Here is a 25830-nt window from a genome sequence, read left to right on the forward strand (position 1 = left end):
GCCTTGCTCAGATCGATGGCCCCCTGGTGGAAGGCCGGTGCCGCCGCCTTGATGTCGGCGGTCTTGATGTCCAGCACCTTGCCGGGGACCTTGCCCTCACCCATCGCCGCCGTCTCCCCCCGGTCCGCAACCACGGGTTCCGACCCTAGGGGAGACGGGTCAAGGAAGGGTCATGCGGGAGGCATGGGGACGCAATGCGCCGACCGCGGTAATGCCCCTCCCGGGGAGCGCACACGCCGCGTGTCCCGTTGGTGGCTCCCGGTGGGAGGCGGAGCCACCAACGGGGTGGGTGGGAAAGGTCAGTCCTCGGCGGGGTCGAGGACTCTGCCCTTGAGTTTGACGGGGTTCGCGGTGCCCACGCGAAGTTCGCCGTCGGTGTAGCGGCCCGGTGTCGCGCCGTCCGTGGCGGTGACCTGGGCCGCGTAGCCGATGCACTCCTGGTTGGTGGAGAGGTACGGGTTGTGGGTGAAGGACAGGGTGCGGCCCTGGTTGCCCAGGGTGCCCTGGGTGGTCTGCATGTTGCCCTTGGCCGCGAGCGTGTTGACGTCGTGGTAGGCCCAGGACAGCCAGCCCGTGAAGACGAAGCCCGTGGGGGCCTTGAGGTTGAAGGTGATGTCGCCGGGGTTCACCGGGTCGGGGACGGTGCTGAGGACGCCGAAGCTGAGGTGGGCCGGCACCCCTCCCGGGGCGTCCTCGACGATGCCCTGCTGGAGGATGTACAGCTTGTTCTCGGATCCCGGTTCGACGGGGGCCTGGGTCTGTGTGCCCATGGGTTTCCCTTCTGTGGATGAGCGTGTCCGCGGGGGCGGATCCGCCGGTGGCGGGCTTGGGGGCGCGGGCGGCGCCGCTCGGGGCCTGTGAGGAGCACGGGCGGGGCGGGCGGCGCCGTGCCTTATGCGGAGGGGGCCGGGTCGGACGGCACGTCCTCGGAGCCGGAGGGGGCGTGGTCGGACAGGAGGGGGCCCAGGACCGTGAGGGTGCCGAGGATGACGTCCTCGTAGAGGTAGAACCCCGCCTCCAGCGGCGGTGGTTCGGGGGCGGTGGGCTGCGCGGGTCCGGGGCCGGGGCCGGGGTCCGTGTCGTCCTCCGCTCCCGGCCGGGGGGTGGGCGTGCCGAGCAGGTCGGTGAGGTCCTGTGCGGCGCCCAGGAAGGCGGTGCGGGCGGTGGTGGCCAGCAGGCGCAGGGGGAGGTCGAGGGCGGCGGCGGTGCGCTGGCCGGGGACGGCTCTCGTCGCGGCGGGGGCCTCGGAGGTGGCGGCGGCGAGCCACTGGACGGGGAAGGTGGCGGCGGAGACGATCCGTTCGGTGGGCAGCACGGGCGGGGGTTCGCCGTCCACCATCAGGTCCTCCCACTCCATCAGGTCGAAGAGGAACTGGCCGCCCTTGTAGAGGGGCCAGGGCCGGACCGTGTCGAGGAGCAGCCGGGCGCGTTCGGGGCTGTCGCGGCGCAGCGCCACCCCGTGCCGGGCCAGGGTGCACAGGCACTGGCGCAGGGAGCTGTTGACCTGGCCGAGGAAGGCGAAGGCCCGGTGGTCGGTGGGGGTCAGCGGGCCGGTGTCGGTGGGGCCGGCCGGCGGGCGGGGGGTCGCGGTAGGGGTCACAGTGGCCTCGAGGTGACGTAGTGGGCGATCTGCCGCAGGACGGCTTTGCCTTCGTTCTCGGGGATGACCCGGAGGTCTTCTTCGAAGCGGGCGATGCCTTCGGCGGCGAGCCGGTCGGCGAGTTCGGTGGCGTACTCGATGGAGCCGTGCCGGCGCATGGCGGCGAGGAGTTCCTCGGCGTGCTGCTGGGTCTTGTCGGTACGGCGCTGCCGCAGGACGTCGAGGAGGCGGGGGCGCTCGTAGGCGTACGCGGTGCGGAACAGGTGGATCAGCATCACCGTGCGTTTGCCTTCGAGCAGGTCACCGAGAGGTTCCTTGCCGTAGAGGGCCTCCTCGCCGACCAGGTTCAGGATGTCGTCCTGGATCTGGAAGGCGATGCCGATCAGGCGGAACGCCTCGTCGAACCGGCCCAGTACGGCCGGGTCGGTCACGCCGGCGCAGACGGCGCCGATGCGGCACGGGCTGATGCAGGTGTACCAGCCGGTCTTCTTGGTGCTCATCGTGAAGTAGGCGTCGTCGGCCTCGGGGACGACCTCGTGGCGGATCCAGCCCAGCTCCATGGCCTGGCCCTCGATGGACTCCCGGCACATGTGGACCGCCTCGTGGATGAGGCCGAGGGTGCGGGCGAGGCCGAGCGTCTCGAGGTTGGACAGGACGGCGTCGACGGCCAGCAGGTTCAGGCCGTCGCCGACGTTGACCGCCAGGCCCAGTCCGTGTTCCTCGTGCATGGTGGGCATGCCGCGCCGGTGCGTGGACTCGTCGGCGATGTCGTCGTGGACGAGGAAGCCGTTGTGGAACAGCTCCAGTGCGGCGGCGGCGCGTACGGCGTCGTCGGGGCGTCCGCCGAAGGCGGCGCAGGCGGCGATGGTCAGGGTGGGGCGCAGGCCCTTGCCCTGGCGGGCGGGGTAGGAACGCATGAGGTCGTACAGCTCGGCGCGCGGCTCACGGTCCGGCAGCAGCCGTTCGATCTCCTCGCCGGTGCGGGCCCGGCACCGGCGCATGGTCTCCAGGAGGTCCGCGTCGCGGACGGTGTCCTCCAGCGACCAGCTGGTGCTGGTGCGGCCGTCCCAGAGCATGCGCGGCGCCCGTACGGTGGTGTCGCCGATCAGTACGAGGGGGGCGGGGGCGTCCTCGGGGGCGCGCCGGGCGAGGAAGTCCAGCGCCGTCCAGTCGACCGGATCGGCGGTCGGCTCCGGATCGGCGGGGGTCGCGCTGCCCCACAGCTGGGGGGCCTGTTCGCGGTAGGCGCCCCAGAGTTCCTGCATGCTGCGCAGGCCCGCCGCGCGCTGGGACAGCAGCGTGAAGGCCCGCCACACGGCGAGGGTGTCCTCCTGGGAGCCGCGGACGTCGAGGCTGTCGGACAGCACCTGGTCGACGGGCGGGCGCTGGAGGTCGAACAGCAGGTTCATCGCCCGGTCGTCGAAGGCGACCTCGACGTCGGGGTCCGGGCAGCGGTCCCGCTGGACGACGATACGGCTGTGCCGTGCGGTGAGCGTGGCGTGGCTGCCGTCGTTGAAGTGCAGGCCGAGCCGGATGCCGCGCAGGTGGTCGGCGGCGGCGGCGAGGACGGCCGGGGCCCGGTCGGACAGGGCGGCCACGGTCTCGTCCAGCAGGCCGGCACCCGTGAGAGCGGGGGCGGTCTCAGTCATGGGCACCCCCGGCGAACTCCACGATGCCCTCGGCACGGAAGGCGATGCGGTGTCCGCCGATCCGGCCCTCCACGGTGCACGGGCCGAGGGTCTCGTGCACGCTGAACGGGTGCAGGCTCGTCTCCGACGGGTTGGCGATCCGGCCCGCCGTGTGCGAGCGGAAGTCGAGGACGAGACGGTCGTCGCCGAGCCGGGCGGTGATCAGCAGCCGGCCGGGCACCTCGGCCATCGGCGGGGTGCCCAGCGTGTCCGCCAGCGGCGGCACCATCGCCACCCGGTCGCGGTCCAGGCTCCCGCTGACCGCGACGCGCAGGTTGCGGCGCGGGAAGTGGCGGATCATGCGTCCCTGCCGCCACAGCATCACCGACCCGTTGGCCGCGTCCGCCGGGCGCTCGGGCTGGATCAGGGTGAAGACCACCGCCGCGGGCGGGGCGGCGTCGACCGGCCCGGACGGGTCGTTGACGAAGCCGAACACCCAGCCGCCGAGTGTGGGCCAGGACCACCGGCCGCGGACCCGTTCGTGGTAGCCCAGCAGGTCCGTCTCCGTGACCGTGCCGTCGCCGTGCCGCAGCGTGCCGGTGCCCAGGACTCCGGGCTCCGACTGCCACCGCAGGTGCTCGTCCTCGCCGAACGGCGCGCACTGCGAGGTGCAGGGCCTGCTGGTCCTGATCAGCCGTACGTCGGCCGCCGGCGCCGCGGACCGGGCCGCCACCCGGAACGGGCCCGGCTCGCCGTGCGGATGCGGCCACCGGAAGGCCGACCACGGCAGTTCGGGCTGGTCGGCGTTGAACTGTGTCGCGCTCCAGCCGCGCCCCTCCGCGTACACCAGCAGGATCGCCATGTGCTGTCCCTCGGCCGCCGTGCCGGTGCCGCTGCGCCGCCCGGTGGCCGGGGCGCCCGGGTCGGCGTGGACCTCACCGGTGGACGATCCCAGCACGGACAGGTTGGCGATCAGTGCCTGCCGACCGCACCGGGACAGGAAGGCGTAGTGCAGCCACTTGCGGTCGAGCGGATGGACGAGCGGGGCGTGCGGGAAGGGACCCGGGGGCCCGAGCCTGGGGAGGGTGGGCGTGGACACGTTTCGAACGCTAACGCACTGAATCCGTAATGTCGCAATGTGTGACGTTCACGCGGGTGACCCGGAAGCAGAGAAACGTTTACTTCCCTATTGAGGGTTTGGGAGTCGTCACCGTCGCAAGGTGACGCCCGGCCGCCCGCTGTGGGTCCCCGTGGCCGTCCGCTGTGGGTCACCACCCGTGGCCGTCCGCTGTGGGTCGCCCGTGGCCGTCCGCGGCGGACGGTCCGCCGCGGACGGCCCACGGGCTCGTACGCGCTCCCGCCGGTGCTACTCGTCGTCTCCCAGCACGCTGGCCTTCAGGCGTACGTCCGGCTGGCCCGAGATCACCGCCCGCCCGTCGGTGTACCGGCCCGGCTCGGCGTCCGCCAGGGCCCGGATGCCGAGCGTGTAGACCAGGGCCACCGCCGGATGCTCCCGGGTGTTCAGGCGGGGCTCGTCCGTGACGGCCAGCGATCTGCCGCCGTCACGCACGGTCGCCGTCGGTTTCCCGCCGGGGAGCACCGTGCGGTCGGCGCGGTAGTACGCGCTGGTCGCCCGGCCGTCGAAGACGAAGCCCGTCGGAGCCGTGAAGTGATGCTCCACCCGTCCCGGGGTCCACGGATCGGTGGACGAGACCCGTACGTGGAGCAACTCGCTCTCCCCGCGGGCGATCTCGACACCGACCTCCTGCCGGACCAGCAGCTGTGCGGGCGGGGCGGGCGGTGGAGGTGGTGTGGGCTCCGGTTTCCTCTCCGGTTCCGGCTGGGGCTCCGGTTCGGGTTCGGGTTCCGGTTCTCTCTCCGGCTCCGGTTCGGGTTCGGGTTCGGGTTTCGGCTGGGGCTTCGGTTCGGCTTCCCGCTCGGACTCCGGCTGCCGGGCCGGCTCCGGCTTCGGTTCCGGCTCCGGTTTCCGCTCCGGCTCATCCGCCCGCGTAGGTGCGGTGGTGAGGGGCAGGGCGACGATCCGGTGGTGGAAGTTGTCCGCCACGAGCAGCCGGTGGCCGGTCGGGTCCACGGCGAGACCGCACGGGTAGGCCAGCGCCGCGCCGACGACCGTATCGGCCGCGTCGGCCGTGTCACCGGTGCCCCTGTCCCCCGCCCCGCCGGCCGCCGGAGCGTGCCCCGCGACGACCCGGGCGGCTCCGTCGGACAGCCGCCACACCCGGTGTCCGTTCACGTCGGCGACGTAGACCGCCCCCTGGCCGTCGACCGCTACCGCGCACGGTGCGCTCCAGTCGACGGCCGTGGCACCCGTGCCCGCGTCCGCGACCGTGCCCGGTGGTCCCGCCAGGACTCGGAGCGTCCCGTCCGTGCCCAGCAGCAGCACCCGGCGGCCCACCGGGTCGGCGATGTACAGCTGCCCGGCCGTGTCGACCGCGAGGCCCGCGGGCAGGAACGCCTCGCCGGCGTCGGCCGTACCGGGGCCGCCTCGCCGTCCGGATGCCGCGACTACCGTGCTGACGACGCCGTCGGCGCCGACCCTGCGGACCCGGTGGCCGCCCGCCTCGCCGATGTACAGCGCTCCGGCGCCGTCCACGGCCACGGCGCACGGGGCGTCCAGCCGGGCGCGGTCGGCGGGGCCGCCGTCGCCGTCGCCGTCGTCGCCACCGGCGCGGGAGCCGTCTCCCGCGACGGTGTCGATGACACCCGACGGGTCGATCCGGCGGATCCGGTGGTTCATCTCGTCGGCGATGAGCACACTTCCGTCCGGGGCGACCGCCAGGGCCGCCGGGAAGCCCAGGCGGGCCCGGGTCGCGTCCGCGCCGTCCCCGGCGAAACCCCGCAGCCCGTCGCCGGCGACCGTGGTGAGCGTGCCGGTTCCGTCGATCCGGCGGACCCGGTGGTTGGCGTGGTCGGCGACGAGGACCGCCCCGCCCGCCACGGCCACGGCCGCGGGGAAGGCCAGCCGTCCTGCCGGTGCGGGCCCGCCGTCCCCGGAGAAGCCGGCGGTACCGTTCCCCGCCACGGTGCCCCGCGTTCCGGCCGCGTCCGGGGGCGCCTGCCCGTCCGGACGGGCCCGGGTCTCGGCCGTCACGCCGTCACCACCCGGCACGAGCGCGGTGGGGCCTCGGCGGCGCGGGCCTCGGTGGCGCCCGCCCCTCTCCGCTGCCACGGCCTCGTCTCCCGCATGTGGGTCTCCTTCCGCGCCGTCGTTGGCATTCCCCCTGCATACCGGCCGGGCCGGTCCCGCGAGGAGCAGCGCACCGAGCGCTCCACCCGCACGAGGGAGCAGCCGAGGGCGGGATCAGGGGGCGGACAGCAGGGGGCGCCGGCGCCTTCGGTGCGGCTCGGGGCGGTCACGCTTCGCACCGCCGCACTCCCCTGCGCCTCAAGTCCACTCGAACAAGTGACGCAGAATCGATCCGGCCTTCTCGAACGGCGGAACGGCGGCATACCGCCCGCGGCCCCGGGCTAACGATTGCCCCGGAGGGCCCGGTGCGTGCCGTGATGCCTGCGCGAACGCCCCGCCCGAAGCCGCGGGCGGCGTCCTGCCTCACGTCTTCCGGACGCCGTTCCCCCATGGCGTCCCGCATGCGGTGGCCCACGTGCTGTGCGGTGCGGCGGGCACACCGCCCGCGGGCCGGGCGCGGGCCGGGGTCCGCGCGCCGCACGTCCCTTTTCGTCGCACGCTTCGATCACAGTCCCAGGAGGAACGCGGAGATGACCACCGACGTGCAGGCCAAGAAGGAAGCCTATGAGCGGGGAGAGGAGCGGGGCCGCGCCGACGCTCTGGCCGGGAGGCCCTACGCCGACCCGCCGCGCGACGGTGCGCGGGGCGAGACGGACCAGTACGCGAACGGCTACGACTGGGGTTACGAGCAGGGACGCGGGCAGAAGCTGGACCTGGTCGTCTGGCAGGAGGGCGGCGTCGAGGACGCTCCCGGGGGTCTCGGCACCACCGTCAACGTCTGTGTGCGCACGCCGAACTGGAGCGAGACGGTCGACGCCGGCGAACGCGAGCACGTCTTCACCGCGCCCACCGGGTTCCGCTGGAACGGCGTGGTGGGCGTCCAGTACAAGCGCATGGACCAGACCACGCGAGGCGACCTGCCTCCCGTGCGGGCCGACGTCAGCCAGGACGGGCGCACGCTGACCTTCACGTACCACGTGCACCTGAACACGACCGGCGAGGACAAGGACTGCCTCGTCTACACCTGTGGACTCGAGGCCGCCGACGGCGCCACGCCCGGCCGCCGTACCGACGGTGTCGCCCAGATCGGCACCGCGCCGCCGGCCAAGCTCAAGGCCGAGGTCATCGAGGACGAGGACTGAGGACGGGACCGAGGACCGAGGACCGAGGACGAAGATCGAGGACCGAGAGAGCAGGTAACAGACACCATGACCACCGTCGTCACCTCCGGCGTCTTTTCCTCCACCGATCCGGCCGTCTCACCGCTCGACGGCCTGGGCACCGCGGACATCAGGTGGGGCAGCAACAACTCCCAGAGCGGCTACCAGTTCCGCGGGGCGGCCGCGGACGTCCAGCTCGACGGCGCCGAGTTCGTCGTCGGCACCTTCGTGCACCGCAATGTCCCCACGCACGTCACCCCGAGCGTGTTCGACGTCCGGCTGACCGTCAACGTCATGTTCGAGGACGGCAGCACGACCGACCTGAACTTCAGCTTCCATCACAACGAGACCCCCAACACGACCAACTCCAGCCCCGCGGACGACGATCTGGTCGACCTCCAGACCTTCGTGCACCCGCAGCCGGTCACGATCGACGGCAAGCAGTACCGGGCGGTCCTGAGCGGGTTCAAGCGGGGCGGGCAGATCGTCCGGCAGTTCCGCAGCCCCGAGGCCGGCATCAACTTCGCCGAGGTCGTCTGCGCGTTCACGCCGGACGAGCCCGACGTGGTCATCTCCGGCCTGCGCTACCAGGGCAGCGGCCGGGCCCAGGCCGACGAGTACGTCGAGATCCGCAACAAGGGCGGCGCGCCGCAGGATCTCACCGGCTGGACCGTGCAGTGCAAGCCCACCGGGTACTCCTATCCCTTCCCCCCGGGGACGGTGATCCAGCCCGGCCAGCGCTACCGGGTCTACACCGACGAGACCCACCAGGAGTACGGCGGGTTCTCCTTCGGCTCCTCCGGGGAGGTCTGGCGGGACCAGGGCGGCATCGCCCGTCTGGTCGCGGACGACGGCTTCGTCGTGGACCAGCACCCCTATCTCGACAAGGGGTTCAACAAGTCGGGTACGCCGTAGGGAGCGGTCGTACGCGGTCGGGCGCCCCGGCCCGTGGGTGGTGACGGCCGGGCCGGGGCGCCGCGGGAGTGCGCCGCCCCCGGCGGGAGTTCCCGGCCGGGGGCGGTGGTTCACGGAACAGAGGTGACCGCCGGGGGCCGGTACGGCTGTGCGGCGGCCGGGCTGGCGTCCCAGGGATCCGCCGTGGCGTACCCCGGCTCGGGTACGGCAGCGGATGGCGCCACCGGGGCGGAAGAGGGGGACATGCCGGCGCCGAGGGAGACCTCGGCGCCGTCCTGCCGGGTGCCCCAGCCGGTCCTGGCGCAGGTCAGGATGCCGTACCAGCGCAGCCAGCGGAACCACGTCCAGGCCATGACGATCGCCACCGGCATCATCAGCCAGGTCAGGATCCGGGAGCGGATGCGCTCGTCGGAGCGGATGATGCCGAGGTAGCGCAGGCCCTGCGCCCAGCCGAGCAGGAAGGGGATCCACAGCATGCTCAGCGGGGGCATGTTGTTGTAGGCGACCGGCTCCACCACGAGCAGCCAGACCGTGACCAGCTGGGTGAGGACCATCTGGGTCCAGCGGATGGCGTGCAGCCAGAAGGCGGGCCGGGCCATCGACAGGTAGCGCATGCGCCAGATGGAGCGGATCGTCGAACCGCGCATCCACCGCAGGTACATGCGGCCGAAGTGGTTCCAGCGTTCCGGCATGGCCGTGAACACGATGGCCGTGGACTGCTGGACCGTCAGACCGCGCTCCTGGGCGTACAGCGTCAGCATGCTGTCGTCGCTGAACGCGACACCGCGCCCCATGAAGGTCTCGTTCAGGTAGGAGCCGAGGTTGTCGCGGACGACGCCGGCGCGGTAGGCCGCCAGCGGCCCGGAGTTGACCATGACGGCGCCCACCGCGGACTGACCGGAGCGGTCCACCATCTGCGAGGTCACGAACCACAGGTCCGTGGTCCGGGCCAGGAGCTGGCTGCTGCGCCAGTGCAGAACGGCCTTGCGGTGCTCACGCCTTTCCCGGCGGACCTCCTTGCGCGTGGGATTCCCCGGCAGGGGCGCGCGGACGGGGCGGCCGGGCCCCTGGTTGTTCGTCGCGATGACGATGCCGGCGACCGACTGGACGCGTCGCTTGGAGAGCGGTTTGAGGATCTCCTCGACCGCGTGCGGGTCGAGGTAGGAGTCGGAGTCCACCGTGATGTACACGTCGGCTTCCGGGCTGGCCTCGACGCCGTGCGCCTGGGCGTGGCGCTTGCCGCCGTTGGGGACGCGCTGCCAGCTCGTGCCCACGCCGGCCTGCTCAGCGGCCCACAGCCACCAGTCGCGGACGTCCGCGTAGTCGGTGGTGGTCGAGCCGTCGTCGACGACATGGACGCTGTCGGGGCGGCGGGTCTGCTGGAGGAAGGACTCCAGGCCGAGTTTCAGGTAGCCGGGGTCCTCGTTGTAGACCGGCATCAGGATCGACACGTGCAGCCGGTCGAGGCGCTCACGCGCCCGGGCGGGCACCCGGGTCGGGCGGTCCAGGTGGTAGAGCGTGACCTGGATCGCGAAGAGCACGAACGTGCCGAGCCACACCAGGGACAGGCGGCCGGTGGTCGCGGAGTCCCACTTGGAGACGGTGAGCGCGTGGTGGGCGGTCCAGACCGTGAGCAGGGCCAGACCGCAGATGCCGATCAGGACCGAGCCCGACCGGTGCTGCCACGCGGACAGCACCGGGTCCGGGCCGCTGCGTCTGCGGCTCACTCCTCGCCCACGGTCTGCCGCCTGCGGAAGCCGACGCGGGTGACGAGGATGCCGGCGAGGACCACGCCGGCGGCCAGAGCGAGCATCCACCAGCCGGTGTAGATCGTCACGCCCGCGACCGTCAGGCCGCCGGCACCGGTCGCGGCAAGCTGCTGTCCATCTGACATGAGAGAGCTCCCCCCCAGGAGTAAGGAAAAGATAAGTGGAGATACCGTGAAGAGTGTATGTGAATATTCAAGAGTTGACGATCACCGTCGTGTGATGTGGGACGCATCACACAACCCGCGTCAACCGGCGCGCGTCTTAGTGAGGTTGGGATCCGTACGGCGTCCTCACGGACGGCCGAGGGCGCGGTACTCCCAGCCGGCCGCCCGCCACTGGGCCGGGTCGAGGGCGTGCCGGCCGTCGACGATGCGCCGGTGCGCCACGACGGCACCCATCGCCCCGGGGTCCAGGTGGCGGAACTCGTTCCACTCGGTGAGCAGGACGACGACATCGGCCCCCGCCGCGGCCGTGAGGGCGTCGGTGGCATAGGTGAGTTCGGGGTGGCTGCGCCGGGCGTTGGCGGTGGCGGCCGGGTCGACGACGGTGACGTGGGCCCCGAGCCGGTCCAGGGTGCTCGCGACGTCCAGGGCCGGAGCGTCGCGCACGTCATCGGAGTTGGGCTTGAAGGCCGCGCCGAGCGCCACCACCCGTACGCCGTTCGGATCGCCGCCGACCAGCTCGCGGACGAGGTCGACGGTGCGGGCGCGGCGCCGCTTGTTGATCGCGTCCACCTCCCGCAGGAACGTGACCGCCTGGCCGACGCCCAGCTCCTCGGCCCGGTGCGCGAACGCCCTGATGTCCTTGGGCAGGCAGCCTCCGCCGAAGCCCAGACCGGGCTTGAGGAAACGGCCGCCGATCCGGTCGTCGTAGGCCAGGGCCTCGGCGAGCCGGGTCACGTCGCCGCCGGTCGCCTCGCAGACCTCCGCCATCGCGTTGATGTAGGAGATCTTGGTGGCGAGGAAGGAGTTCGCGGCCACCTTGACCAGTTCGGCGGTGGTCAGGTCGGTGACCACGACCGGCGTGCCCTGGGCGATGACGGGCGCGAAGGCCGCGCGCAGCCGGTTCTCGGCCCAAGGGGAGCGGACGCCGAACACGAGCCGGTCGGGGCGCAGCGTGTCGTCCACGGCGTATCCCTCGCGCAGGAACTCGGGGTTCCAGGCCAGTTCGACCTCCTCGCCGGCGGGCGCGAGGCGGTGCACCAGCTCGGTGAGCCGGGCGGCCGTGCCCACGGGCACCGTCGACTTGCCGACCACGAGGGCGCGTCCGCGCAGGCGGGAAGCGAGTTCCGTGACCGCGCTGTCGACATACCGCAGGTCCGCCGCGCCCGAGTCCGACTGCTGGGGCGTGCCCACGCAGATGAAGTGGACGTCGCCGAAGCCGGCCGCCTCGTCGAAGCTGGTGGTGAACCGCAGCCGGCCGGAGTCCAGCGCCTTGGCGAGCAGTTCCGGGAGCCCGGGCTCGAAGAAGGGGACCTCTCCCGCGTTGAGCCGGTCGATCTTGCCCGGGTCCACGTCCACGCCCAGGACGTCGAAACCCAGGACAGCCATGCAGATGGCGTGGGTGGCACCGAGGTAACCGGTGCCGACGACGGTGAGGCGGGGAGCCGGCTCGTCACTGTCGACCGGGTCCGTGACCACGGCGTCCGGGGCAGCGATGCCTGCCATGCACAACTCCATGGTTCGTAGTGCAGCGGGGACGAGCGGTGGTGGCGGCCGGCCGTGCCGGGCAGCGCCCGGCGGCGACGACACGCGGACCGCACGGCGGACGCCGTCGCGGGCGGGCAGCGGCAGGCCTCGGCCCGGCGGTCCCCCCACTCGGCGGCGCTCGGCCCCCCTGTAGTTGAAAGAGGGATCAAGGTAACCGATCAAGGGGAAGATGTGAGAATGCGGTGAAGGTTCGTGATCACGCTGTTATTTCCACGATCCGCGGCGCCCTGACCGGCGGTGGCCGGGCCGGTGATCCGGAGTGGGGCGGCGGTGGGGCGGGATTTAGGCTTTCCGTGTTGGAGCAGCGCTTCGCCGGTGCGGTCCGTTCAGTCACGAGGGATGTCCCGTTGAACTTCTGGTCGATCTATCAGCACGGCTTCGCGCGTGTCGCCGCGTGTACGGGCCACACCGTCATCGCCGACCCGCGGGCCAACGCCGAGGCGGTGCTGCGTCAGGCGCGCCGGTGCGCGGACGAGGGCGTCGCCGTCGCCGTCTTCCCCGAGCTGGGCCTGTGCGGGTACTCGATCGAGGACCTGCTGCTCCAGGACGCGCTGCTGGACCAGGTCGAGGCGGGGCTCGCGGCGGTCGTGACCGGGTCGGCGGAGCTGCTGCCGGTGCTGGTGGTCGGCGCCCCGCTGCGGCACCGCAACCGGATCTACAACTGCGCGGTGCTCGTGCACCGCGGGCGGATCCTCGGTGTCGTACCGAAGTCCTACCCGCCGAACTACCGGGAGTTCTACGAGCGCCGGCAGCTCGCCGACGGGCATGACGAGCGGGGCGGGACGATCCGCGTCGGGGGCGCGTCCGTGCCGTTCGGGGTGGACCTGCTGTTCACCGCCGAGGACGTGCCCGGACTCGTGCTCCACACGGAGATCTGCGAGGACATGTGGGTGCCGGTGCCGCCCAGCGCGGAGGCCGCGCTCGCCGGTGCGACCGTGCTGCTCAACCTGTCCGGCAGCCCCATCACCGTCGGGCGGGCCGAGGACCGCAAGCTGCTGTGCCGCTCGGCGTCCTCCCGCTGCCTCGCCGCGTACGTCTACGCCGCGGCCGGACTGGGCGAGTCCACCACCGACCTGTCCTGGGACGGACAGACCATGATCTTCGAGAACGGGGTGCTGCTCGCCGAGACCGACCGATTCCCGCTCGACGAGCAGTACGCGGTGGCCGACGTGGACCTCGACCTGCTGCGCCAGGAGCGGCAGCGGATGGGCACCTTCGACGACAACCGCCGGACCCACGCGGCACGGACCGCTGACTTCCGGACGGTCGAGTTCCGGCTGGAGCCGCCGGTCACCGACCTCGGGCTGCGGCGGCGCGTCGAGCGGTTCCCGTTCGTACCGGCCGACCCCGAGCGGCTCGCCCTGGACTGCTACGAGGCCTACAACATCCAGGTCGCCGGGCTCCAGCAGCGGCTGGCGGCGATCGGCGGCCCCAAGGTCGTCATCGGGGTGTCGGGCGGTCTCGACTCCACGCACGCGCTGATCGTGGCCGCCCGGGCGATGGACCGCGCGGGCCGGCCGCGCAGCGACATCCTGGCCTTCACCCTGCCCGGCTTCGCGACCAGCGACCACACCAAGGACAACGCCCACACGCTGATGCGGGCGCTCGGCGTCACCGCGGCCGAGCTGGACATCACGCCGACCGCGCGGCTCATGCTCCAGGAGATCGGCCACCCCTTCGCCTCCGGCGAGCCGCAGTACGACGTGACCTTCGAGAACGTGCAGGCCGGGCTGCGCACGGACTACCTGTTCCGGCTGGCCAACCAGCGCGGCGGCATCGTGCTGGGCACCGGTGACCTCTCCGAGCTGGCGCTCGGCTGGTCCACGTACGGCGTCGGCGACCAGATGAGCCACTACAACGTCAACTCCGGCGTGCCCAAGACCTTCATCCAGCACCTGATCCGCTGGGTGATCGGCAGTGGGCAGTTCGACGAGGAGACCGGCGCGGTCCTGGCCGCGATCCTGGACACGGAGATCAGCCCGGAGCTGGTGCCGGGCGAGGAGATGCAGTCGACCGAGTCCAGGATCGGACCGTACGCGCTGCACGACTTCACCCTCTTCCATGTGCTGCGCTACGGCCTGCGGCCCTCGAAGATCGCCTTCCTGGCCTGGCACGCCTGGCACGACCCGGAGTCCGGCGCGTGGCCGCCCGGCTTCCCCGAGGCCAAGCGAGTGGCGTACGACCTGGCGGAGATCCGGCGCTGGCTGGAGGTGTTCTGCCGCCGCTTCTTCGCGTTCTCGCAGTTCAAGCGCTCGGCCATGCCGAACGGGCCGAAGGTCTCGGCGGGCGGTTCCCTCTCCCCGCGCGGCGACTGGCGGGCCCCGTCCGACGGCAACGCCGAGGCGTGGCTGCGGGATCTGGAGCGCTTCGACTTCGACGGCGCCGGGGCCGGGGCCGGGGCCGGCCGGTAGGCGGAGGGGTACCTGGAACGGCGCGACCGGCTCAGGTGTTCCAGGTCTCGTCGTACGGGTCGTGCGGTGCCGGGACCGGCCGTGCCGCGGTGACGCGCAGGTACGGGACCGGGCCGTCGTTGACGGGATCGCGGACCAGGCGGGGGGTGTACGTGCCCGTCACCTCCAGCCAGGCGTCCGGGCGCAGGACCGGCGGCAGCGCGCCGGTGAGGGCGATCTTCACCGGCTGGGCGTCCGCGGCGCAGCAGTTGAGGGCCATGCGGACCAGATAGGGCCGCCCCGCGCCGTCCAGCGCGAGGAAACCGGTGACACGGACCGCGCGCCCGTGCAGCGAGCGGCCGTGACCGTAGGCCGCGCGGGAGGCGTAGTCCACCACGGACAGCGGCACCGGATCGCCGGCGGGCAGCGGGCCGTAGGCGTACGGCTTCTGCAAGGCCGTGCCGGAGCGCAGGGCGCTGTAGGAGCCGAGGGCCGGCGGGGCGATGAGGATCAGGGCGAGGAGCGGGAGCAGCAGCAGCCAGGCGACGCGGGGTTCGGGGTGCGCGTCGGCCCGGGCGCGCTCGTGGCGGCGGCGTTCGTACCAGGCCGTCGCCAGTGCCACCGCGATCAGCACCGCGCCCGAGGCCAGCAGCAGCGGGCGCAGGCCCGCCTTGACGTAGCGCAGATACAGGTCGGTGGCACCCGCGTGCAGCAGGGCGGCGCCGAGCAGGAACAGGACGGCCGCCTGGGCCTGGCGGTTCACAGCAGCACCGTCCCGGTCAGTACGGCGCCGGTGACGGCCAGCGCGAAGGTGGCGGGGGCGAACCGCAGGGCGAACGTACGGCCGAAGGTGCCGGCCTGCATCGCGAACAGCTTGAGGTCGATCATCGGGCCCACCACCAGGAACACCAGCTTGGCCGTCGGGGAGAACTGGGTGAGGGACGCCGCGACGAACGCGTCCGCCTCCGAGCAGATGGACAGCAGCACGGCCAGCACGGCCAGGGCGAGCACCGAGACCAGGGGGTTGCCGGCGGCCTCGCGCAGCCAGGTCGCCGGCACGGCCGCCTTCAGCGTGGCCGCGGCCGTCGCGCCGAGCACCAGGAAGCCGCCGGCGTGCATGACGTCGTGCCGCACCGCGCCCCAGAACGCCTCGCCCCGGGTGGCGCCCTCGTGTGCCCCGTGGGCCGGCGGGCGCAGCCAGTCCGCGCGGCCCAGCCGCTGCCACAGCCAGCCCATCGCACAGGCCACCAGCAGGCTCGCCGCGAACCGGGCCAGGACCATCTCCGGGTGCCCGGGGAAGGCGATGGCGGTGGCGGTCAGCACGACCGGGTTGATCGCGGGCGCGGACAGGAGGAAGGCGAGCGCGGCGGCGGGGGTCACACCCCGGCGGACCAGGGCACCCGCCACCGGCACCGACGCGCACTCGCAGCCCGGCAGGACCGCGCCCGCGAGTCCCGCCACGGGTATCGCCAGGGCGGGGCGGCGGGGCAGGGCGCGCGCGAAGAAGGACGCCGGGACGAACACCGCGATCGCCGCCGACAGCAGCACGCCGAGGACGAGGAACGGCAGCGCCTGGACGGTCACGGCCACGAACACCGTCATCCAGCTCTGCATCAGCGGGGTGCCGAGCAGACCCCGGATCGGGGACTGGGCGAGGACGGCACCCAGCAGGATCAGCGTCAGCAGCAGCGGGGAACTGAGCCGCCGGCCCTCCGGCTCCGGCGGGGGTCCGGGACGGTGGATGTCCGCGCCGGGCGGGGCGTCTTCGGTGATGGCCACGGGTGTTCCCTCCGGCTGCTGCTCTCCCTCCCCCTCGGTACGCGGATCCCCGCACGGGTGTTCAGCGCATTGCTGGAACCACTCGACTCCTTGGGGCACTCTTTCCCCTTGTGGCGAGCGTTCCGTACCAAGGGGGGCCGGGTGCCCCGGCGGCACACATGGTGGTGTGCGGTGACGACGGGCTCGCGCACCGGCTGGCCGCCGAGTTGCGCGGGGTCTACGGCGAGCAGGTCACCCTCGTCGTGCCGCCGAACGAGCGCACGGTGCGGCTCCCGGTGGTCGGACGGGCCCGGTCCGCCTCGGCGGCCCTGTTCGACCGTATGGTCAACGCCGCGGTGGGCTCCGTCGGCCGGACCGCCGGGGCGGGACAGCCCGCCGGGCCCGCCGCCGGACACCGCCCGGACGGTGACGGCGTGCTGGAGGCCTTCGAACTGACGGAGGCGGTGCTCGCGGAGGCCGGGGTGGCCCGCGCCACCGCGCTGGCCCTGGTGTACGACGACGACGAGACCAACATCCGTGCCGCGCTGATCGCCCGCCGGCTCAACCCCCGGCTGCGGCTCGTCCTGCGGCTCTACAACCGGCGGCTGGGCCAGCATGTCGAGGAACTCCTCGACCAGGCAGCCGCGTTGGCGGCCGGCGCGGACGGCGGGGACGGCCGGGTGGGCGCGGGTGGCCGGAACGGCGGCCTGGAGGCCTCCACGACCGTGCTGTCCGACGCCGACACCGCCGCGCCCGCGCTGGCCGCCACCGCCGTCGCCGGCACCAGCAAGGTCGTGCAGGCCGAGGGCCTGCTGCTGCGGGCCGTGGAACGGCCGTTGTCCGCGGAGGGACCGGACGCCGACTCCGGGCTGTGCACCCTGGCCCTGCTGTCGGGCGGTGACCGGGCCGGTACCGACGGACCGTACGGCGGCGGCGAGCAGCAGCCCCGGCTGCTGCCCGACGACGAGGAGGTCCGGCAGGCCGCCGGCCGGCAGGCGGTGGTGCTGGAACAGGTGTCCGCCACCGGCGGCTCGGAACCCGCCGCGCCCGCCCGCGGCGTGACCGGCGTGCCGCCGCTCGCCTCGCTGTTCTCCCGCCGGCTGCGCTGGTCCGTGGCCGGCCTGGTGGGGTGCGTCGTCGCGCTCGCCGTCGCCCTGTGGCTGGTGACCGGGCTCCATCCGCTGCGGGCCTTCTACGTCACCCTCCTCGACCTCTTCGCCATCGACGAACCCGCCCTGCGCGCGCCCCTGGGCCGGCAACTCCTCCAGCTCCTCTCCGCGTTCGTCGGACTGCTGCTCCTGCCCGTGCTGCTGGCCGCCGCGCTGGAGGCGTTCGGCACCTTCCGCACCGCCTCCACGCTGCGCAAGCCGCCCCGGGGTCTCGGCGGGCACGTGGTGCTGCTGGGCCTCGGCAAGATCGGCACCCGGGTGCTGACCCGGCTGCGGGAACTGAACGTCCCCGTGGTGTGCGTCGAGGCCGACCCGGAGGCCCGGGGGCTCGCCACCGCGCGCCGGCTGCGGGTGCCGGTGGTGCTCGGCGACGTCACCCAGGAAGGCGTCCTGGAGGCCGCCAAGATCCACCGGGCGCAGACGCTGCTCGCGGTGACCAGCGCCGACACCACCAACCTCGAAGCGGTGCTGTACGCGCGGACCGTACGGCCCGATCTGCGCGTCGTCCTGCGGCTGTACGACGACGACTTCGCCACCGCCGTGTACCGCACCCTCCGGGCCGCCCACCCCGAGGCGCTGACCCGGAGCCGGAGCGTCACCCACCTGGCCGCCCCCGCGTTCGCCGGGGCGATGCTCGGGCGGCAGGTGCTCGGGGCCGTGGCCGTGGAGCGCAGGGTGCTGCTGTTCGCCGCCGTCGACGTGGACGGGCATCCCCAGCTGGAGGGGCGGTCCGTGCGGGAGGCGTTCCAGGCCGGGTCCTGGCGGGTGCTGGCGCTGCTCGGACGGACCGGCACGCCGGCCGGGCATGTGCTGGAGAAGGGGGACCGAGTGGTGGTCGCCGCCACCCGCCGGGGCCTCGCGGAACTGCGGTGAGCCCCGGGGGGCCGGGCGGCGCGCCACGGCGTTCTTCCGCCCGGCCGTCCCCGGCTCCCGGACGTCAACCACCCGGGTCACCCACCCGCACGGACCCGGTCCCAGCCGGCCCGGCCCCACCGAGTGGTGCCGTTACGGCGTCAGGTGCCGCCGGGCGAAGTCCAGTTCCAGCCTCACCTGTTTGATCCGCTCCTCCACCACCAGGGAGCCGTGTCCCGCGTCGTACCGGTACACCTCGTGGGTCGCGCCCCGGGTCTCCAGCCTCTTGACGTAGTTGTCGATCTGGCGGATCGGGCAGCGCGGGTCGTTGACGCCCGCCGAGATGTGGACCGGGGCCTTGACCTGGTCGACGTAGGTCAGCGGGGAGGACGCCTCGAAGCGGTCCGGGACCTCCTCCGGGGTGCCGCCCAGCAGGGTGCGGTCCATGGCCTTCAGGGCCTCCATCTCGTCGTGGTACGCGGTGACGTAGTCCGCGACCGGCACCACCGCGATGCCCACCGCCCACGCGTCGGGCTGGGTGCCGAGGCCGAGCAGGGTGAGGTAGCCGCCCCAGGAGGCGCCGGTGAGGACGAGGCGGGCGGGGTCGGCGAGGCCGGAGGAGACCGCCCACTCGCGGACCGCGGCCACGTCCTCCAGCTCGATCAGGCCGACCCGGTGCTTGAGGGCGTCGGTCCAGGCGCGGCCGTAGCCGGTGGAGCCGCGGTAGTTGACGCGGACGACCGCGTAGCCGTGGTCGACCCAGGCGGCGGGGCCCGCCGCGAAGGAGTCGCTGTCGTGCCAGGTCGGGCCGCCGTGCAGGTCGAAGACCGTGGGCAGCGGGCCGGTGGCGCCGGCCGGCTTCTGGATCAGGGCGTGGATGCGGCCGCCCGGGCCCTCCACCCAGACGTCCTCCACCGCGACCGACGCCGGACACGCCATACCCGGTGGGTCCAGCACGACCCCGCCGGCCGTGGACCGCACCACCGGCGGCTCGGCGGCCGACGACCACAGGTACTCCACGCTGCCGTCGGGGCGGGCCGTCGCGCCGGAGACCGTGCCGGGCGGGGTGGGGACGCTGGTCAGCGCGCGGGAGGCCAGGTCGTACCGGAACAGTTCGCTGCGGGCCTCGAAGCCGTGGGCGATGAGCAGGCCCGAGCCGTCCGGATACCACTCGGCGCTGACGTCGCCGGGCAGGTCCAGGGCCAGGTCCGTCTCCTCGCCCGTCGCCACGTCCCAGACGAGCGGCTCCCAGCGGCCCCGGCGCTGGTGCCCGACGAGCAGCCGGGTGTCGCCGTCGACCGGGGCGAAGCCCAGCACCTCCAGGCCCAGTTCCTCGGTGCCGCCCCGGGTGTCGTCCAGCTCGGCGACCGTCGTGCCGTCCGGGCGCAGGACGCGCAGCGCCGCGTGCATGGCGTCGCCGTGCTCGGTGTGCTCCAGGGCGATCAGGGAGCCGTCGTGGGAGAGGTCGCCGACGCCCGCCGACTCGCGGTGCCGGTAGATCTCCACCGGTTCCCCGCCCGCACGGGCCAGGTGGACCGTCGTACCGTCCTCGTCCGTGGAGCGGCCGACGACCGCCGTGCGGCCGTCCCGGGACAGGGCCAGGCCGGCCGGGTAGGACGGGCCGAGGCCGGCGACGGCGGGTTCGTCCGGGCCGCCCGTGAAGGGCTGGCGGCGCCAGATGCCGAACTCGTCGCCGTCCTTGTCGTCGAACCACCAGATCCACGCGCCGTCCGGCGACAGGACGCCGTCCGTCGTGCCGTTCGGCCGGTCCGTCACCTGCCGCTGCCCGCCCGTCGCGCGGTCCCACGCGTACAGCTCGTACGTCCCCGTCGCGTTCGACACGAACAGGGAGCGGTCCGGCGCGTCCTCCGCCCAGTCGGGCAGCGACACACGTGGTGCCCGGAACCGCTGCTCCCAGTCCGGCATGTCCGTTGTGTCCGGTTTCCTGCTGTCACTCGTCGCCCCAGTCATGCGCCCATATTGCCTGGCCGCGCGGATCCGCGGGCGGCGGGTGTACCCAGCCTGTGGATAACTTTCCGCCGCAGGGGCCCCGCCCCCTGCGCACCCCGCCGGCGGGGTGCGGAGCGTCCCGGACGGGGACATGGGCCGACCCGCGGCCGGACCACCGGGACGGGCGCCGTACCGTGGAGGGCGTGTACCGGTTTCTGCTGACACCCCGCTGGTGGGGCATCAACGTCTTCGTGCTGCTCGCCATCCCGTTCTGCGTCTTCATGGGGTCCTGGCAGCTGAGCCGGTTCGAGGACCGGGTGCAGGACGGCCGGGCGGTGACCGAGCAGGTCGCGTCCGGCCGGAACGAGGCCGCGCGTCCGCTGGCCGCGATGCTGCCCGTCGACAGGAGCACGGCGGGACGGCGGGCCGCCGCGAGCGGGCGGTACGGCAAACAGCTGCTGGTGCCGGGGCGGGAACTGGACGGCAGGAGCGGCTTCTACGTCCTCACCCTGCTGCGGACCGGCTCCGGCAAGGCGTTGCCCGTGGTGCGGGGGTGGCTGCCCGGTACGGCGGACCCCGCGAAGGCGCCCGCGCCGCCCCGCGGCGAGGTCACCGTCACCGGGGCGTTGCAGGCGTCCGAGACCCCCGGGACCAACGGGGTCGGCGCGCAGGGCGGCCTGCCGGCGGGGCAGACGGGAATGATCAGCTCGGCCGCGCTGGTGAACCTGGTGCCGTACCGGCTGTACGACGCCTGGATCACTCTGGACCGCGGTGACGCGGGGATGAAGGCGGTGCCCGCGACCGCGCCCGACGGTACGGGACTGGATCTGAAGGCGTTCCAGAACCTCGGTTACACCGGGGAGTGGTTCGTCTTCGCCGGGTTCGTGGTGTTCATGTGGTTCCGGTTGCTGCGGCGCGAGGTGGAGGCCCAGCGGGACGCCGAGCTGGGCCTGGTGACGGAGGAGCACCCGACGCCGGTGGCCGGCGGCTGACCGGCGCCCGTGCGGGTGCCGGGCGGGAGCGGGAACACCCGCCGCCCGTGGGCGGGGTGCCGCCGTGGGCACCCGTCCCGCCCACCGCGCGTCACGCCCCCGCCAGCACCCCGGTGTAGTAGACCGTCCCGGCGCACGCCCCGGACACCATCGCCGTCGCCGTCGGGGAGCCCGGGGCCGCCGTGTGGGTCAGCAGGATGCTGCCGTCGGCCGTGCCGTCCTCCCTGACGAGCTGGGGGGTGGAGCCCACCGAGGCGCCTGGGTCGGTGGTGCCGCCCGCGGCGTCGGTGTCCTGGGTCGGAGTGGGATCCGGCGTGGGCTCGCCCGTCTCGGTGCCGCCGGTGCTACCGCCGCCGGTGGTGGGGCAGGTCTCCGACGGGACGAAGGCGAACTTCTCCTCGTACGCCGCGCCGGGCTGGAGGATCAGCCCGGAGACCTCCTGGGACGGGTCGGGCAGGGCCGTCGCCGCGTCCCCGGCCACATGCCGGGCGGAGATGATCTTGGCCGGGTCGGCGGCGCCCTGCGCCACGGGGGTGACGGTGCCCGGGCCGCCGAGGGTGCAGGCGGTGCCGGAGACGTTGGCGACGTGGAAGACGCCGTAGACGACCCCCGTGGTGTCGGGCGCGTCGGCGGTGCCGGTGGCGGAGCCCAGCTGGGCCGCCGTACACAGGGGAACGCCCGGGGCGGCGGTGGCCGGGGGGGTGACGCCGCCGCCGGTCGAACCGCCGCCGGTGTGGCCGCCCTCGTTCTTCTCGCCGTGCTTGCCGGGCGCCTTGCCGGGCTTGGCCGTCGCGCCTTCGGCGTCCTTCTTGCCGCCCTTGTCGCCGCCCTTGTCCTTGCTCTGGCCGGTGCCGCCCTGGGCCTGGGAGGACTGGCCGGCCATGGCGGTGTTGGGGTCGGAGCCGCCGGCGTACGAGACGTGGACGAGGGCGGGGATCGCGGTGCCGATGAAGAGGGCCGCCGCGGCCACGCCGACCACGGCCTGCCGCTTGCGGGCGCGCCGCGCGGGCACGGCCCGGCGCAGGTGGTCCAGGGTGCCGGTGCTCGGTTCGATGTCGTCGACCGCCGAGTGCAGCAGCCGGCGCAGGGCCAGTTCGTCGGAGTCCGGCGTGTCCGGTCCGTCGAGTCCGTCGGGCCCGTCACCGGGCCTGTCGGACCCGTCGGGACGGGGGCCGGACCCCTGGGGGCCCTTGTCTTCGGGGCCGTGGTTCACAGTTGCGTTCCCAGCGTGCGTTGGCGTGTGCTCTTGCCCGTGCCGTTGTGTCGGCTCGTGCCAGGCGTAGGGCTCGTGACGTTCATGGGAGTGACGTTCATGGGAGTGACCGTCATGCGGTTCACCCTCTTCGGCGTGGTCGGTCATGCCGATGCCTCCATGGCCACCCGCAGCGCGGCGATGCCCCGCGAGCCGTACGCCTTGACCGAGCCCAGGGATATGCCGAGCGTCTCGGCGGTCTGAGCCTCGGTCATGTCCGCGAAGTAGCGCAGCACGAGCACCTCGCGCTGGCGGCGCTGGAGACCCTTCATCGCCTTGATGAGGTCGCGGCGCTCCAGCTGGTCGTAGGCGCCCTCTTCCGCGCTCGCCATGTCGGGCATGGGCTTGGAGAGCAGTTTCAGGCCGAGGATGCGCCGGCGCAGCGTGGACCGGGAGAGGTTGACGACCGTCTGGCGCAGGTAGGCCAGGGTCTTCTCGGGGTCACGGACGCGTTTGCGCGCGGAGTGGACGCGGATGAAGGCCTCCTGGACGACGTCCTCGCAGGAGGCGGTGTCGTCGAGGAGGAGGGCGGCGAGGCGGAGCAGGGAGCGGTAGTGCGCCCGGTAGGTCTCGGTGAGGTGATCGACGGTCGTGCCGGCGGCCGCGGTCGCCGGGGCGGTCCCGGTCTCCTCGGCGGCGTCACGCTGACTGGGTATGCGGGCCGGCCGCGCTGCGGGCATGGGCGCGATCACCGGCATGCCGCCGGGCGTGCGGGGCCTGAGCGCCGCACGGGGCGGCCGCAGGGCCGTGCCGGTGCGGGCCACACTGAGTTCGAGTACCTCTGCCACGCCAGTTGGACACGTTCCCCCCCTCGGAGGTTGTACGTGCCGGGCGTCACATGTGCGACAACCGACGGTGCCTCAAGTGCCGTCATGCGTCCCGCTCTTCCCTTATGTCCCATTTGAACGGGCGTCCCCACGCCCTGATCACGGCGTCCCCACGCCAGGATCATCACGCCCCCAGGTCCCGCAAGGGTGACCGCAAAGACGCTCCCCGCCCTCCGTACGGTTGCGGGGAGCGGGGAGGCAAATCCTCTGCCGCGAGCAGGGACGGGTTCAAGTGGTTAAGACCATGCTCCCGGTCACCCTTCGCTCACAGATCCTACGCAGCGCGGCTAACGGGGGCCGGGCGGCTCCGCCGCGATCAGCTCCGCGATCTGCACCGCGTTCAGCGCGGCGCCCTTGCGCAGGTTGTCCCCGCACACGAACAGTTCGAGCGCGGCCGGGTCGTCCAGGGCCCGCCGTACCCGGCCGACCCAGGTCGGATCCGTGCCCACCACGTCGGCGGGGGTGGGGAACTCGCCGGCCTCCGGGTCGTCGCAGAGCACGACGCCGGGCGCGGTGGCGAGGATCTCGCGGGCGCCGTCGACGCCGACCTCGCGCTGGAAGCGGGCGTGAACGGTCAGCGAGTGCGTGGTGATCACCGGGACCCGCACACAGGTCACGGCGACCGGCAGCCGCGGCAGTCCGAGGACCTTGCGGGACTCGTCGCGGATCTTCATCTCCTCCGACGACCAGCCGTCCTCGCGCAGCGATCCGGCCCACGGGACGACGTTGAGCGCGACCGGCTCCGGGAACGGCCCGGTACCGTCCCCGACGGCCCGCCGTACGTCCCCGGGCTTGGTGCCCAGTTCGGTGCCGGCCACCAGGGACAGCTGGGCCCGGAGCGTCTCCACCCCGGCCCGCCCGGCCCCGCTCACCGCCTGGTACGACGACACCACCAGCTCGCGCAGCCCGAACTCGGCGTGCAGCGCGCCCAGGGCGACGATCATCGTCAGGGTCGTGCAGCTGGGGTTGGCGACGATCCCGCGCGGGCGGGACCGCACGGTGTGCGGGTTGACCTCGGGCACGGCCAGGGGCACGTGCGGGTCCATCCGGAAGGCGCCGGAGTTGTCGACGACGACCGCACCGTGCGCGGCGGCGACCGGCGCCCACACCGCGGCGACCTCGTCGGGGACGTCGAACAGCGCGACGTCGACCCCGTCGAAGGCGTCCTCCGACAGGGCCACCACCTCGGTCTCCGCCCCGCGCACGGCCAGCTTGCGCCCGGCCGAGCGCGGGGAGGCGATCAGCCGGATCTCGCCCCAGATGTCCGCCCGCTGGGACAGGATCTGGAGCATGACCGTGCCGACGACCCCGGTCGCTCCCACGACCGCGAGCGTCGGCCTGCCGGTCGGCGCCATCAGCGGCCCGTGCCTCCGTAGACGACGGCCTCGTCGGTGTCGGAGTCGAGCCCGAAGGCGGTGTGCACGGCGCGGACGGCCTCCGCCACGTCGTCGGCGCGGGTGACGACCGAGATGCGGATCTCGGAGGTCGAGATCAGCTCGATGTTCACGCCGGCGTTGCTCAGTGCCTCGAAGAAGGAGGCGGTGACGCCCGGGTTGGTCTTCATGCCGGCGCCGACCAGGGAGATCTTGCCGATCTGGTCGTCGTAGCGCAGCGAGTCGAAGCCGATGCCGGAGCGGTTGCGCTCCAGCGCGTCGATGGCCTTGCGGCCCTCGGTCTTGGGCAGCGTGAAGGAGATGTCCGTCAGGCCCGTGGAGGCGGCGGACACGTTCTGCACGACCATGTCGAGGTTGATGGCGGCGTCGGCGATGGTCCGGAAGATGGCGGCGGCCTCACCCGGCTTGTCCGGCACACCGACGACCGTGATCTTGGCCTCGGAGGTGTCGTGCGCGACACCGGAGATGATGGCCTGCTCCACCTGCTTGTCCCCAATCGGCTCACTGCTGACCCACGTGCCCTGGAGTCCGCTGAAGCTGGACCGTACGTGGATCGGGATGTTGTAGCGGCGGGCGTACTCCACACAGCGGTGGAGCAGCACCTTGGAGCCGGAGGCCGCGAGCTCCAGCATGTCCTCGAAGGAGATCCAGTCGATCTTCTTCGCCTTCTTCACCACGCGCGGGTCGGCGGTGAACACGCCGTCGACGTCGGTGTAGATCTCGCAGACCTCGGCGTCGAGCGCGGCGGCGAGCGCCACGGCCGTCGTGTCGGACCCGCCGCGGCCGAGCGTGGTGATGTCCTTCTTGTCCTGGCTCACGCCCTGGAAGCCGGCGACGATCGCGATGTTGCCCTCGTCCAGCGCGGTGCGGATCCGGCCCGGGGTGACGTCGATGATCCGGGCTTTGTTGTGGACCGAGTCGGTGATGACGCCTGCCTGGCTGCCGGTGAAGGACTGCGCCTCGTGGCCCAGGTTTTTGATCGCCATCGCCAGCAGGGCCATGGAGATCCGCTCTCCGGCGGTCAGCAGCATGTCGAACTCCCGGCCGGCAGGCATCGGAGACACCTGCTCGGCGAGATCGATCAGCTCGTCCGTCGTGTCGCCCATCGCGGAAACGACGACGACAACCTGGTTGCCGTTCTTCTTCGCTTCCACGATCCGCTTGGCGACGCGCTTGATGCCCTCGGCATCGGCTACGGAGGAGCCTCCGTACTTCTGCACGACAAGGCCCACGTGCGCTCCTCGCTCGGTTCGTTTG

Annotated in this window: 20 protein-coding genes; 5 read left to right on the forward strand and 15 right to left on the reverse strand. The window is 73.0% G+C overall.

Annotation, left to right across the window (positions count from 1 at the left end):
• Positions 1-299: 299 nt before the first annotated feature.
• The 5 genes from AB0F03_RS32540 to AB0F03_RS32560 all read right to left on the reverse strand — a co-directional run bounded on the left by AB0F03_RS32540 (position 300) and on the right by AB0F03_RS32560 (position 6340).
• Positions 300-770 (reverse strand): hypothetical protein, encoded by a 471-nt coding sequence (locus tag AB0F03_RS32540; protein WP_361998648.1) that lies wholly within the window; start codon positions 768-770, stop codon positions 300-302.
• Between the two features lie 122 nt (positions 771-892).
• Positions 893-1600 carry a hypothetical protein gene (locus AB0F03_RS32545; RefSeq protein WP_361998650.1) on the reverse strand — a complete coding sequence of 236 codons (708 nt, stop codon included), beginning with the start codon at positions 1598-1600 and terminating at the stop codon, positions 893-895.
• Positions 1597-3249 (reverse strand): polyprenyl synthetase family protein, encoded by a 1653-nt coding sequence (locus tag AB0F03_RS32550; RefSeq protein ID WP_361998652.1) that lies wholly within the window; start codon positions 3247-3249, stop codon positions 1597-1599. Before AB0F03_RS32550 ends, AB0F03_RS32545 begins: the two co-directional genes overlap by 4 nt.
• Positions 3242-4327 carry a hypothetical protein gene (locus tag AB0F03_RS32555; RefSeq protein WP_361998655.1) on the reverse strand — a complete coding sequence of 362 codons (1086 nt, stop codon included), beginning with the start codon at positions 4325-4327 and terminating at the stop codon, positions 3242-3244. Before AB0F03_RS32555 ends, AB0F03_RS32550 begins: the two co-directional genes overlap by 8 nt.
• Positions 4328-4594: 267 nt before the next feature.
• Positions 4595-6340, reverse strand: a complete 1746-nt coding sequence (locus tag AB0F03_RS32560; protein ID WP_361998656.1) for a serine/threonine protein kinase — start codon at positions 6338-6340, stop codon at positions 4595-4597.
• A 626-nt stretch (positions 6341-6966) separates the two neighbouring features.
• Here AB0F03_RS32560 and AB0F03_RS32565 point away from each other — a divergent pair.
• Positions 6967-7578, forward strand: coding sequence for a hypothetical protein (locus AB0F03_RS32565; protein WP_361998659.1), 612 nt, complete (start codon positions 6967-6969; stop codon positions 7576-7578).
• A 66-nt stretch (positions 7579-7644) separates the two neighbouring features.
• Complete coding sequence (locus AB0F03_RS32570; protein WP_361998662.1) at positions 7645-8511, forward strand: lamin tail domain-containing protein; 867 nt, start codon at positions 7645-7647, stop codon at positions 8509-8511.
• Positions 8512-8621: 110 nt separating this feature from the next.
• On the opposite strand, the gene AB0F03_RS32575 is transcribed toward AB0F03_RS32570, so the two are convergent.
• The 3 genes from AB0F03_RS32575 to AB0F03_RS32585 form a co-directional block, all read right to left on the reverse strand.
• Entirely contained in the window at positions 8622-10238 is a 1617-nt protein-coding gene (locus AB0F03_RS32575; RefSeq protein WP_361998664.1) for a glycosyltransferase, read from the reverse strand.
• Entirely contained in the window at positions 10235-10405 is a 171-nt protein-coding gene (locus tag AB0F03_RS32580) for a hypothetical protein (RefSeq protein ID WP_356947489.1), read from the reverse strand. Before AB0F03_RS32580 ends, AB0F03_RS32575 begins: the two co-directional genes overlap by 4 nt.
• Positions 10406-10570: 165 nt before the next feature.
• Entirely contained in the window at positions 10571-11947 is a 1377-nt protein-coding gene (locus tag AB0F03_RS32585) for a UDP-glucose/GDP-mannose dehydrogenase family protein (RefSeq protein WP_361998667.1), read from the reverse strand.
• 389 nt (positions 11948-12336) lie between these two features.
• Between AB0F03_RS32585 and AB0F03_RS32590 the strand changes: the two genes are divergently transcribed.
• Positions 12337-14400 (forward strand): NAD(+) synthase, encoded by a 2064-nt coding sequence (locus AB0F03_RS32590; protein ID WP_361998669.1) that lies wholly within the window; start codon positions 12337-12339, stop codon positions 14398-14400.
• A 31-nt stretch (positions 14401-14431) separates the two neighbouring features.
• Here AB0F03_RS32590 and AB0F03_RS32595 read toward each other — a convergent pair whose 3' ends face one another.
• Both AB0F03_RS32595 and AB0F03_RS32600 read right to left on the reverse strand, forming a co-directional pair.
• Entirely contained in the window at positions 14432-15142 is a 711-nt protein-coding gene (locus AB0F03_RS32595; RefSeq protein WP_361998672.1) for a TIGR03943 family protein, read from the reverse strand.
• A complete protein-coding gene (locus AB0F03_RS32600; RefSeq protein WP_361998824.1) occupies positions 15139-16152 on the reverse strand; it encodes a permease in 1014 nt (337 codons plus the stop codon). The genes AB0F03_RS32595 and AB0F03_RS32600 overlap by 4 nt, the downstream gene beginning before the upstream one ends.
• Before the next feature lie 164 nt (positions 16153-16316).
• On the opposite strand from AB0F03_RS32600, the gene AB0F03_RS32605 reads away from it, so the two are divergent.
• Positions 16317-18179: an NAD-binding protein gene (locus AB0F03_RS32605; protein ID WP_361998827.1), complete on the forward strand. Its 1863-nt coding sequence runs from the start codon at positions 16317-16319 to the stop codon at positions 18177-18179.
• Positions 18180-18311: 132 nt separating this feature from the next.
• Here the strand turns inward: AB0F03_RS32605 and AB0F03_RS32610 are convergent, their stop codons facing one another.
• On the reverse strand, positions 18312-20129 hold the full coding sequence (locus AB0F03_RS32610) for a prolyl oligopeptidase family serine peptidase (protein WP_361998675.1): 1818 nt from the start codon (positions 20127-20129) through the stop codon (positions 18312-18314).
• 182 nt (positions 20130-20311) lie between these two features.
• Here AB0F03_RS32610 and AB0F03_RS32615 point away from each other — a divergent pair, with 182 nt between their 5' ends.
• Positions 20312-21100 (forward strand): SURF1 family protein, encoded by a 789-nt coding sequence (locus AB0F03_RS32615; protein ID WP_361998677.1) that lies wholly within the window; start codon positions 20312-20314, stop codon positions 21098-21100.
• A 91-nt stretch (positions 21101-21191) separates the two neighbouring features.
• On the opposite strand, the gene AB0F03_RS32620 is transcribed toward AB0F03_RS32615, so the two are convergent.
• From AB0F03_RS32620 to AB0F03_RS32635, 4 genes are all read right to left on the reverse strand, one after another.
• On the reverse strand, positions 21192-22313 hold the full coding sequence (locus AB0F03_RS32620; protein WP_361998680.1) for a hypothetical protein: 1122 nt from the start codon (positions 22311-22313) through the stop codon (positions 21192-21194).
• A 143-nt stretch (positions 22314-22456) separates the two neighbouring features.
• Positions 22457-23140, reverse strand: coding sequence for a SigE family RNA polymerase sigma factor (locus tag AB0F03_RS32625; RefSeq protein ID WP_361998683.1), 684 nt, complete (start codon positions 23138-23140; stop codon positions 22457-22459).
• 326 nt (positions 23141-23466) lie between these two features.
• Positions 23467-24534 carry an aspartate-semialdehyde dehydrogenase gene (locus AB0F03_RS32630; RefSeq protein ID WP_361998685.1) on the reverse strand — a complete coding sequence of 356 codons (1068 nt, stop codon included), beginning with the start codon at positions 24532-24534 and terminating at the stop codon, positions 23467-23469.
• Positions 24534-25805 carry an aspartate kinase gene (locus AB0F03_RS32635; RefSeq protein ID WP_121787698.1) on the reverse strand — a complete coding sequence of 424 codons (1272 nt, stop codon included), beginning with the start codon at positions 25803-25805 and terminating at the stop codon, positions 24534-24536. Before AB0F03_RS32635 ends, AB0F03_RS32630 begins: the two co-directional genes overlap by 1 nt.
• Between the last annotated feature and the right edge of the window lie 25 nt (positions 25806-25830).

The sequence above is a fragment of the Streptomyces sp. NPDC028722 genome (assembly GCF_040637655.1).
Taxonomy (GTDB): domain Bacteria; phylum Actinomycetota; class Actinomycetes; order Streptomycetales; family Streptomycetaceae; genus Streptomyces.